A 10,030-nucleotide genomic window follows, 5' to 3' on the forward strand; every position below is an offset into this window, starting at 1 on the left:
TCAGGCGGCCTGCGACGAGGGCCCGGCTCCGGTGGAGTCCCCTCCGGCCACTGCGGCGCGGCGACGCACGGTGCGCGCGGCGGGACGGGCGTCGATCTCCTCGAGGTAGCGCGCGGCGACGCCGACGAGCCTGAGGGCGTGCGCCTCGTCCGGCGCCTCGCCGTCGTTGACCATGTGCAGCACCTGGTCGGCGTAGTCGGTCAGGCGCGCCTGCAGCGTCTCCTCCAGCGTCCGGCGCGCGGCCTCGCAGCCGAACACGGCCGTGGCCCCGCGGGCCGCGCCGACCAGCCGCAACAGGGCCAGGGCGGCGTCCGCCGCCTCGCCGCGGGCGGGGGCGGTCAGCAGGGGCGCCTGGCGGCTCATCCGCCCGGCAAGCTGCACCCGGGTCAGCGGCAGGGCCTTGTCGACGGCGCGATCGGCGGCGCGCATCAGGCCGGCCAGCCAGTCGCCCAGCTTGACCCGCGCCTCCCGGGCCGTCCTTCCCCAGGCGGAGCCGGGGTCGAGCGCCAGGGTGACGTCCAGCTCGGCCAGGACGTTGGCGCACCAGTCGAGGTCGGTCACCACCTGGCGGAGCTCGTCGGCGTCGGGCCCGGGCGCATAGGCGGCGAGCCGGTCGGCGCGGGCCGCCACGCCGTCCAGCAGGCGGTCGACGAAGTCGGCGAGCTCCGAGGCGCTGAGGAAGCCTTCGCGCCCCGCCGCGCCGGAGGTGCGGGTCACGATGCGCAGCACGAGGACCGCGTCCTCGAGATGGGCGAACAGGATCTCCAGCAAGCGCTTCGCGCCGTCGGCGTGGATGGCCGCCGCATCCTTGACCAGCAGCCGCAGCTCGGCGAGCTGGTCGCCGTCCGGGCGCTTGAGCCAGACCTCGACCGAGAGCAGGGCGCGCCGGGCGAGGTGAGCGAGGTCGAGGCAGGCGGCGAGTTCCTCGAGACCGGTCTCGCGCGCGGCCGGATCCCCGTCCGCCGGCCAGACGAGTTCGGGCCGGTCGCGCACGATCGAGGCCGCCGCCTGGCAGATGCGGTTGGCGACGGCGACGGCGACGGCTTCCTCGTCCTCGTCGGGATCGTCGAGGCGGAAGAGCAGGTCGGGCTCACGCTCGCTGGCCAGCCGCCACAGCCGCGGGAGGACGTCGGCCGGGAAGGTCAGGGCCGGCACGCCATCGGGCCGCGGGCGGAACATCGGGACCAGGGGCGCGAAGGCGTAGGCGCGGCGGCGGCGGTCGCGCGTCTCGTGGGACAGCATGGCGCGGAGTTCGATCGCGCGGGGTCCGGGCAGGCGGGCGACGGCGTCGGCGACGGCCTTCAGGACCGGTTCGCCGCACCGGGACAGAAGCGACGCGAGCGCGCTGCGATGGGCGTCGGAAAGCCCTGCCATAACCCTGCCTTCGAGACCGGACACGCCGCCGGACCAGCTCCGGAACCTGTCACGGGATGGTTAACAGCGCCTCTCCGGCGGTTCAGACCTCGGCGGTGGGCAGTTCGAGCAGCACCTTCAGGCCGCCCATGTCGCTGCTCCCGAGGGTGACGCGGCCGCCGTAGGCCCGGGTCAGCTCGACCACGATGGACAGCCCGAGGCCCGACCCGGGGGTGGTCTCGTCCATGCGCATGCCCCGCTGCAGCGCGGCCTCGCGCTGGTCCTCGGGCAGGCCGGGGCCGTCGTCCTCGACCACGACCACCATCATGCCGAGACCGGTCGGGCCGGCGGAGACGCGAACCCGCCGCCGGGCCCACTTGCAGGCGTTCTCGATCAGGTTGCCGAGGATCTCCTGCAGGTCCTGGCGCTCGCCGCGGAAGGCGAGGTCGTCGGGGGCGCGCCAGTCGATCTCGACGCCGCGCGCGCCGAACACCCGCTCCAGCATCACCGCCAGTTCGTCGAGCACCTCGGCGATCGGCGTGCGTTCGCCGAGCATCTGGGCGCGGGCCGCAGCGCGGGCGCGGCGCAGGTGGTGATCGACCTGGGCCTGCATGATGGCGGTCTGCTTGCGCACCATGTCGGGCAGCGGACCCGGCTGGCTCCCCGCCTCGGCCAGCATGACCGACAGGGGCGTCTTCAGCGCATGGGCGAGGTTGCCGACGTGGGTGCGCTGCCGCTCGACGGTCTCCTGGTTGTGGTCGAGCAGCCGGTTGACCTGTTCGGCCAGCGGCTGGATCTCCAGCGGATAGGTGCGGGCGATGCGGGCCGCCCGGCCCTTGCGCACGTCGGCGATCTCGTTGCGCAGGCTGTACAGCGGACGCAGGCCGATCTGCACCTGCAGGAAGACGGCGACCACCAGGCCGAGTCCGAGGATCAGCAGGGCCGCCCAGGTGAAGGTCGCGAATTGCTGGGTGTCGGCGTCGATGGTCGAGCGGTCGATGCCGGCCATGAAGACCACCGGCGCCGTCCGCCCCGGCAGCTGCTTCATGCTGGCGGCCACGCGCAGTCGCTTCTGCAGCGGACCCCAGGCGTTGTAGCTGATGGTCGCGCCGCGGGCCTCCCGCAGACGGCCGGGCAGCTCGCGCGGGATGGCGAGATTCTCGCCGGCCAGCGACGGGGAGCGGGCGACGATCCGGAGCCGTCCGTCGTCCGTCGGAACGGCCACCGCCCAGTACTTGCCGGACAGGGGGCGCAGGGTGCGGTCGTCCTTGACCTCGGCCACGGCGAGGGAGCCGTCGGGCGTGGCGTTGGTGGCCAGAACCACCTCGTCGATGGTGTTGGACAGCACGGCGCCGAGGCGGCGGAGCGAGGACTCCTCGTACTGGCCCGTCAACGTCCAGCCGGTGGCCAGCAGGGCGAGGACGATCCAGACCGAGGCCAGCCAGATCAGCCGCCGCGTCAGGCTCCGACCCGGCCGGCCGAACCAGCGGCCCCAGGAGCGCTGCGGCGGCGCCGCGGTCTCCGGGTCCGATCCGCCCCCCGCGGCCCCGCTCACGTCGCCGTCGACTCGCCGGCCAGGGGCGTCAGGCGATAACCCAGACCGCGCACGGTCTCGATCCGCTCGGCCCCGATCTTCTTGCGCAGGCGGCCGACGAACACCTCGATGGTGTTGGAGTCGCGGTCGAAGTCCTGGTCGTACAGGTGCTCGACCAGTTCGGTGCGGCTGATGACCCGGCCCTGGTGCATCATCAGATAGTGCAGCAGCCGGTACTCCAGCGAGGTCAGGCGCAGGGGCTCGCCGTCGACGCTGGCGCGGGCGGCGCGGGGGTCCAGCCGCAGGGCGCCGCAGGTCAGGGTGGCCGAGGCGATGCCGGCGGAGCGGCGCAGCAGGGCCCGCAGGCGGGCCAGCAGCTCCTCGGTGTGGAAGGGCTTGGTCAGATAGTCGTCGGCCCCGGCGTCGAACCCGGCCACCTTGTCCGACCACGCCCCTCGCGCGGTCAGGATCAGGACCGGGGTCGTCCGGCCCTCGCGCCGCCAGCGCTCCAGCACCGAGACGCCGTCGATGCGCGGCAGGCCGAGATCGAGGACAATGACGTCGTAGGGCTCGGTGTCGCCGAGGAAGTGGGCCTCCTCGCCGTCGGCGGCGTGGTCGACGGCGTAGCCGGCGTCGGCCAGGGCCCCCTTCAGCTGGCGGGACAGGTCGACGTCGTCCTCGACGAGCAAGACGCGCATTCAGCGTTCTCCGATGACGCGGCCGGTGCGGCCGTCGACCACGATATCGGCGACCCGGCCGCCCGGATACTCCCAGCGGACGACGACGCGGTCGCCGCGGTTGCTGGCGCCGAGGAAGCGGCCGGGGCGGCCGGCCGAGGCGCGCTGCACCGCCTGGGCCATGCTGACGCGCGGGACGTCATCCGCCAGGTCGCGTTCCCGGCGTTCGGGGGGCTGCGGGCGCTCGCGGTCCTGCGCCACGGCGGCCATGGGGGCCGCGGCGACGAGGAGGGCGAGGATCAGGGCGGGCGTCCGTTTCATGGGGCGGGGTGTAGCCTCCAGGCTCTGAACGACGGCTGAACGCCGCAGGGGGACCGGCTTTCACCCTGTCGCGGGCGCCGGACGGCGGCGGTCGCCGCCTTCATCCAGATGAACGCCGCCTGACGCAAGCCGTTCAGTTCAAGCTCAGCCGGAGGGTGATGTTCTCGCTTCCAACGCAGCCGACGAGGTTGCGCCGGACGTGAAGGAGAACACCGATGATCAAGAAGGCCCTCATCCCCGCCATCGCCCTGGCCGCCGCAGCGGCCGTCTCGATCCCCACCGCGGCCTCGGCCAGCGCGCCGCAGCACCGCGGCGACCGCTACGAGCGCGACCATCGCGGCTGGCAGCCCATCGCCCAGCGCAAGTACAACCTCGACCGGCGCATCGACGTCGGCCTGCGCAACGGCCAGCTGAGCCGCCGCGAGGCCGTGCGGCTGCGGAGCGAGCTGGATCAGCTGGTGCGGCTGGAATACCGCTTCCAGCGCGGCGGCCTCGACTGGCGCGAACGGCAGGAGCTGGATCGCCGCTACGATCGTCTGTCGGCCATGATCCGCTACGAGCGCCGCGACCGCGACAACCGCCGCTGGTGAACCGGTCCCGCGCGGGAACGAGGGGCGCGATCCGCAGGGGTCGCGCCCCTTTTTCATGGCGTCAGCCGCAGCCGGCCCTCGAGCACGGTTACGGCCGCGCCGCGCAGCAGCACCCGGTCGCCGCGCGTCTCGGTGACGATGTCGCCGCCGCGGCCGGGGAAGACCTGCCGGAAGCGAACGACGGGCCGGCCCAGCCGCTCCGCGTACATCGGACCGAGGATGCAGTGGGCCGAGCCGGTGGCCGGATCCTCGTCCACGCCGCAGCCCGGCGCGAAGAAGCGGTCGACCACGTCGACGTCGTCTTCCGGATCGGCGGCCGCGCAGACGATCACCTGCCCCCGCTCGCCGGCCTCGCCCTGGACGGGTTCGAGGGCGCGAATGTCGGGGGAGACGGCGCGCACCGCGGCGGCGTCGGCCAGCACCGCCACCAGGTAGCGGCCGGCGAGCACCTCGACCGGCGCAACGCCGAGGGCGGCGGCCAGGCCGGCGGGCTCCGGCGCGGGGCGCGGCGGGTCGGCGGGGAAGTCCATCTCATAGCCCTCGCCCGCCGCCCGCACGACCAGCGGTCCGGAGCGGGTGTCGAAGGTCAGGGCCTCCGCCGCCAGGCCCAGCTCGACCAGCAGCACATGGGCCGAGGCGAGGGTGGCGTGGCCGCACAGGTCGACTTCCATGCCCGGGGTGAACCAGCGCAGGTCGAAGCGCGCCGGATCCGAGGTGCGGCGGAGGAAGGCGGTCTCGGCCTGGTTGTTCTCCTTCGCCAGCGCCTGCATCCAGTCGTCCGCCGGCCAGACGTCGAAGGGCTCCACCACGCAGGCGGGATTGCCGCGGAAGGGCCGGGCGGCGAAGGCGTCGACGGTCCACTGGCGCATCAGGCGTCCTCCGGTTCGATCACGGTCAGTTCGGGCCAGCGGCCGCGCGCGCTGGCGACGACCCGCTCCCATCCGCGCGCCAGCCCGCGACGCGGGTTCGGCCGCAGGGTGAGCGAGAACACGTCCTCCAGCCCGAACGGGGCCGCCACGCTGATCGCGTCGTCGGCCTCCAGCCGGACGCCGACGGCGAAGGCGGGGGCGACGAAGCGGGCGAGCGCCTCGTCGGTGGCGGCGAGCGGCGTGTAAGGCTCGCCGAACCTGCCCTCGAACCAGAGGTGGACGCGGGCCTGGTTGCGGACCTCCACCGTGCTGCGGAAGGGCTCGTCGAAGGCGGCCGCGACGCGGCGGATGACGACGTCCTCGGCGTCCCAGGAGGTGTCCGGATCGAAATAGCCGAGGTCGTAGTCCTTCACGCCGTAGCCCGCCGGCCGGCCGGTGACGGCGTTCCAGACCGCCTGGTAGACGGCCCCCGAGAACACCCGCCAGTCGTTCAGGCCGAGGCCGCGGACCGTGGTCAGCACGTGCATCAGGCCGGGCTCGGCGCGGACGATGTCGACCAGACGGCGCTCCAGATCGCTCACCGGCGGGCCTCCCGCAGCGGCCAGCCGTGGTCCAGCGGACCGTGGCCGCCGCCCAGGCCCGGAGCGCGGCGGATGGCTTCGGCGACATAGGCCCAGGCCTCGGCCACGGCGACCTCCAGCGGCCGCCCCAGCGCCAGTCCCGCCGCGCAGGCGCTGGCCAGGGTGCAGCCGGTGCCGTGGGTATGGCGGGTGTCGACCCGCTCGCCCTCCAGCAGGGTCTCGCCGGAGGGGGTGAGCAGCAGGTCGACCACCGTCCCGCCGGGCACATGCCCGCCCTTCATCAGCACCGCCCGGGCGCCCATGGCCAGCAGCGCCTCGCCGGCGCGGCGCTGGCCGTCGAGGTCGGCGACGGCGAGGCCGGTCAGGGCCTCGGCCTCCGGCGCGTTGGGGGTCAGCAGGGCGGCGCGGGGGACCATCAGGCTGCGCACCGCCTGCACCGCCTCGTCCGGCAGCAGAGGGTGGCCGCCCTTGGCGATCATCACGGGGTCGATCACGGCGGGGACGCCGGCGCCGTCGAGGAGGGCGGCGACCCGCTCGACCATCGCCGCGTCGCCGAGCATGCCGGTCTTGACGGCGTCGGCGCCGATGTCGTCCAGCACCGCCCGCGCCTGGGCCTCGACGAGGTCGAGCGGCAGCGGATGGACGCCGTGGACGCCGAGGGTGTTCTGGACGGTGATCGCGGTGATCGCCGTCGCCGCATGGCCGCCCATGGCGGTGACCGCCTTGATGTCGGCCTGGACCCCCGCCCCGCCTCCGGAGTCGGAGCCGGCGATGATCAGGACGCGTCCGCGGGGCGAGGTCATGGGCGGGAAATGGACGACCCCGGCGGCGGCGACAAGTCGTCGGCGGCGAAAACCGCCGCCTGCAGCTCCAGCGCCTGGACCGTCTCGCGCACGTCGTGGACGCGGATGACGGCGGCGCCCCGGCGGGCGGCCTCCAGCGCCAGGGCCAGCGAGCCGCCGAGGCGGTCCAGCGGGTCGGCGGCGGCGGGGTCGACGCTCTGGATCGTGCGCTTGCGGCTGGCCCCGTAGAGCACCGGGAAGCCGGCGGCGACGAGGCGGTCGAGGCCGGCGGTCAGGCGCAGGTTGTGGGCGGCGGTCTTGCCGAAGCCGAGGCCGGGGTCGAGCCGGATGCGCTCGCGCGCCACCCCGGCGGCCATGGCGGCCCCGGCGCGGGCGAGCAGCCAGTCCGTCACCTCGGCGACCACGTCCCCGTAGCGCGGGTCGGCCTGCATGGTGCGGGGCTCGCCCTTCATGTGCATGAGCGCCACCTCGCAGCCGAGTTCGGCGGCGGTCGACAGGCTGTCGGCGGCGAAGCCGAGCGCGGTCACGTCGTTCCACATCGTGGCCCCGGCGGCGACGGCGGCGCGGGCGACGGCGGGCTTCATGGTGTCGACGCTGATCGGGCCGGGCCAGCGGGCGCGCAGGCCGGCGATGACGGGGACGACCCGCCCGAGCTCCTCCGCCTCGTCCACCGGCGCCGCGCCCGGACGGGTGCTCTCGCCGCCGACGTCGAGGATGTCCGCCCCCTGCGCCACGAGGCGCAGGCCGTGGGCGACGGCGGCCTCGACCGTGGACAGCCGGCCGCCGTCGGAGAAGCTGTCGGGCGTGACGTTGACGATGCCCATGACCTGCGGCCGCCTCATGTCCCGCGGCCTCCGATGAGGGCGCCGATGGCGTCGAGGTAGGCGGCGAAGGCGCGACGGCCCTCGGGGGTGATGGAGACGCGGGTCAGGGGCTTGTTGTTGACGAAGCTCTTGGCGATGGCGACGTAGCCGGCCTCCTCCAGCTTCTTCAGGTGCACCGACAGGTTGCCCTGGGTGGCCTCCAGCACCGTCTTCAGCTCGGTGAAGTCGGCGGTCTCGGCGTCGGCCAGATAGACCATGATCCCCAGCCGCATGCGGCCGTGGATGACGTCGTCGATCCGTCCGAGATCCTTCAGGCCCATGCGCGGTCAGGCCCTCGCGGCGGCGGCGTCGCGGTACATGATCCAGCCCGGCAGCGCGAACAGGCCGAAGAGCGCGAGGGTGCAGACCCCGAGGTACCACTGCGGCTCGCGGACCAGCAGGCCGAGCGCGACCGCCGTCGCCCAGCCGCCCAGGGAGGTCGCCAGCATCCAGCCCTTCTTCTTGAGGTTCCAGACCATGAACCAGGCGGCGCTCTGGAGGGCGAAGATCATGGCCGGATAGTAGAGCCAGACGGCGAAGTCCTGGTCGCGCACGGCCCCGACGCCGAAGACGATGAGGATGGCGGCGTTGGCCAGGCCCGCCCCGCTGAGCCCGGCGTTCATGGCTCGGCTGGCGAGCGGGCCGCGGCGGCCGGCGGCGTCGTCGCGGCGGTCCCGGCGGATGGCCCAGACCAGCACGACGAGAAAGGCGGCGCTGATCGCCGCGACGAAGGCGAGGCTGGCGAGGTCGGGCCAGCGCACGACGCCGAAGGCCTGGCCCGCGTGGAACAGGCACTGCAGGCCGTAGAGGAGGCCGCCGGCGAGGTAGCAGATCGCCAGCGTCACCGGCGGGCGGCCGCCGCCCTCGACGATCGAGCGCATGAAGGCGAGGTCGGCCTCGGCGGAGGGCGTGCGGGAAGCGGGGGGCATGGCGAGTCTCCGGAACCGGCGCGTCCGAGGCGTGGACGAGCCGGCGGGGGTTGGCAAGCTATTCGGCGGGGACGGAGGCGGCGGCGGACGGGACGCGGCGCGGCCGGCGGCGGCCGTTCAGCCAGCGGCCGAGGACGGTGTGGCGGACCAGCAGGGCGTAGGAGCCGAGGCCGAGGGCGAGGACGGCGAGGGAGACGCCGGCCAGCTTGGCCCACCACGGCCCGGGCCAGGCCTGGACCTGGACCTGGGCCAGCATGACCAGCGGCAGGTGCACGATGTAGATCCAGTAGGAGGCGTCGGCGAGGTAGCGCCGGATCGGGCTGACGCCGGAGAGGAAGCGCAGGCACAGGCCGGCGGCGGCGAGGGCGGAGGCGTAGACGGCCACGGCCACGACGGCGGCGGCGAGGGCCTTCTCCGGCGTCGGCTCGACCATCGGGGCGAGGCGCGGCCCGCCGGCGAGGCTCCAGGCCCCGACGCCCGCGACGACGGCGAGGGCCAGGAACAGGGGCGACCAGGCGGCGATCCGGTCCAGCAGGTCGCGGCGGCGGTCGAGCAGGAAGCCGAGCCCGAAGGCGAGACCGAAGCCGACGAGGGCGGCCGTGTCGGGGATCACGCCCGCGTCGGGGGTCGGCACGGCGAAGAAGGCGATCCACGCCGGGTCGCGCCAGAGGGCGAGGGCCAGGGGGGCGGCGAGGACGACCGGCGTCCACGGGCCGACCAGGGCGCCGGTCAGGCGGTCGACCGCCCGGCCCCACCCCCCGCCCCGGTCGAGGGCGACGAAGGGGGCCCGCAGGAGCAGGGTCGCGGCGTAGAACAGCAGCAGGACCCAGAGGAACCAGAGGTGGGTCAGCGGAATGTTGGTCCAGTCGTAGTCCGGCGGCGGCGGGGGGGGCGCGCCGGGGACGATCAGGCCGCTGGCGTGGGCGTTCCAGACGAGGGCGACGACGATCAGGACCATGACCGGCGGCCAGAAGACCAGCAGGGGCGCGGCGATGCGGGCGGCGCGGTCGCGAACGAAGCCGGCCCAGCCCTTCCGGACCAGCATCATGTGGGCGAACAGGCCGGCGATCAGGAAGAAGGCCGTCATCCGGAACAGGTGGATGGCGAAGAAGACGACGGCCGCCCCGAGGGAGCGGCTGTCGTCGGCGACGATCCACGCCTGCTGCGGAAAGAAGGACAGGCTGGCGTGCAGCACGACGCCGAGCAGGAGCGCTCCGGCGCGGAGGGCGTCGAGGCCGTGCAGGCGGTCGGGCGGCGGCGAGGCGGCGGTCATGGCGGTTCTCCCGTTCGGACGTCGAAGGGTTATGCCAGACTTGTTTGAATTGCAAACTTGTCTTTGATGATCGACCGCAAGGCGGGAAGGGTGCGGGGCGCCGGGCCTCGCCCGGTCTGTGAGAGGATTACCGTTTCGACGAGACAGACGCCCCGCGCAGCCGTTGTGCGCGCGCGCTCCGGCTGGCGGCCCTGACATTCGAGCCTTGCCGGATCTCCGCCGGGACCGTTGCCGGGC

The 10,030-nt window shown here is 74.1% G+C and carries 12 protein-coding genes; 1 reads left to right on the forward strand and 11 read right to left on the reverse strand.

Annotated features, from left to right (window positions below):
* From H2038_RS13640 to H2038_RS13655, 4 genes are all read right to left on the reverse strand, one after another.
* Positions 1-1,374, reverse strand: a complete 1,374-nt coding sequence (locus tag H2038_RS13640) for a hypothetical protein (RefSeq protein ID WP_292114304.1) — start codon at positions 1,372-1,374, stop codon at positions 1-3.
* Between the two features lie 82 nt (positions 1,375-1,456).
* Complete coding sequence (locus tag H2038_RS13645) at positions 1,457-2,908, reverse strand: sensor histidine kinase (protein WP_292114307.1); 1,452 nt, start codon at positions 2,906-2,908, stop codon at positions 1,457-1,459.
* Positions 2,905-3,585 carry a response regulator transcription factor gene (locus H2038_RS13650; RefSeq protein ID WP_292114310.1) on the reverse strand — a complete coding sequence of 227 codons (681 nt, stop codon included), beginning with the start codon at positions 3,583-3,585 and terminating at the stop codon, positions 2,905-2,907. The genes H2038_RS13645 and H2038_RS13650 overlap by 4 nt, the downstream gene beginning before the upstream one ends.
* A complete protein-coding gene (locus H2038_RS13655) occupies positions 3,586-3,885 on the reverse strand; it encodes a hypothetical protein (protein ID WP_292114313.1) in 300 nt (99 codons plus the stop codon).
* A 218-nt stretch (positions 3,886-4,103) separates the two neighbouring features.
* Here H2038_RS13655 and H2038_RS13660 point away from each other — a divergent pair, with 218 nt between their 5' ends.
* Complete coding sequence (locus H2038_RS13660; protein ID WP_292114335.1) at positions 4,104-4,475, forward strand: hypothetical protein; 372 nt, start codon at positions 4,104-4,106, stop codon at positions 4,473-4,475.
* 53 nt (positions 4,476-4,528) lie between these two features.
* Here H2038_RS13660 and H2038_RS13665 read toward each other — a convergent pair whose 3' ends face one another.
* The 7 genes from H2038_RS13665 to H2038_RS13695 are packed head-to-tail and all read right to left on the reverse strand — an operon-like array spanning position 4,529 to position 9,793.
* A complete protein-coding gene (locus tag H2038_RS13665) occupies positions 4,529-5,344 on the reverse strand; it encodes a PhzF family phenazine biosynthesis protein (protein ID WP_292114316.1) in 816 nt (271 codons plus the stop codon).
* On the reverse strand, positions 5,344-5,925 hold the full coding sequence (locus H2038_RS13670) for a nucleotidyltransferase family protein (RefSeq protein WP_292114319.1): 582 nt from the start codon (positions 5,923-5,925) through the stop codon (positions 5,344-5,346). Before H2038_RS13670 ends, H2038_RS13665 begins: the two co-directional genes overlap by 1 nt.
* Positions 5,922-6,728 (reverse strand): bifunctional hydroxymethylpyrimidine kinase/phosphomethylpyrimidine kinase, encoded by an 807-nt coding sequence (gene thiD, locus H2038_RS13675; RefSeq protein ID WP_292114322.1) that lies wholly within the window; start codon positions 6,726-6,728, stop codon positions 5,922-5,924. The genes H2038_RS13670 and thiD overlap by 4 nt, the downstream gene beginning before the upstream one ends.
* Positions 6,725-7,570, reverse strand: coding sequence for a dihydropteroate synthase (gene folP / locus H2038_RS13680; protein WP_292114325.1), 846 nt, complete (start codon positions 7,568-7,570; stop codon positions 6,725-6,727). Before folP ends, thiD begins: the two co-directional genes overlap by 4 nt.
* Positions 7,567-7,872 (reverse strand): transcriptional regulator, encoded by a 306-nt coding sequence (locus H2038_RS13685; protein ID WP_292114328.1) that lies wholly within the window; start codon positions 7,870-7,872, stop codon positions 7,567-7,569. Before H2038_RS13685 ends, folP begins: the two co-directional genes overlap by 4 nt.
* 6 nt (positions 7,873-7,878) lie before the next feature.
* Positions 7,879-8,520 carry a hypothetical protein gene (locus H2038_RS13690; protein WP_292114331.1) on the reverse strand — a complete coding sequence of 214 codons (642 nt, stop codon included), beginning with the start codon at positions 8,518-8,520 and terminating at the stop codon, positions 7,879-7,881.
* A gap of 58 nt (positions 8,521-8,578) precedes the next feature.
* Positions 8,579-9,793 (reverse strand): acyltransferase family protein, encoded by a 1,215-nt coding sequence (locus H2038_RS13695; protein ID WP_292114333.1) that lies wholly within the window; start codon positions 9,791-9,793, stop codon positions 8,579-8,581.
* Between the last annotated feature and the right edge of the window lie 237 nt (positions 9,794-10,030).

The organism is Brevundimonas sp. (assembly GCF_013912005.1).
GTDB lineage: Bacteria > Pseudomonadota > Alphaproteobacteria > Caulobacterales > Caulobacteraceae > Brevundimonas.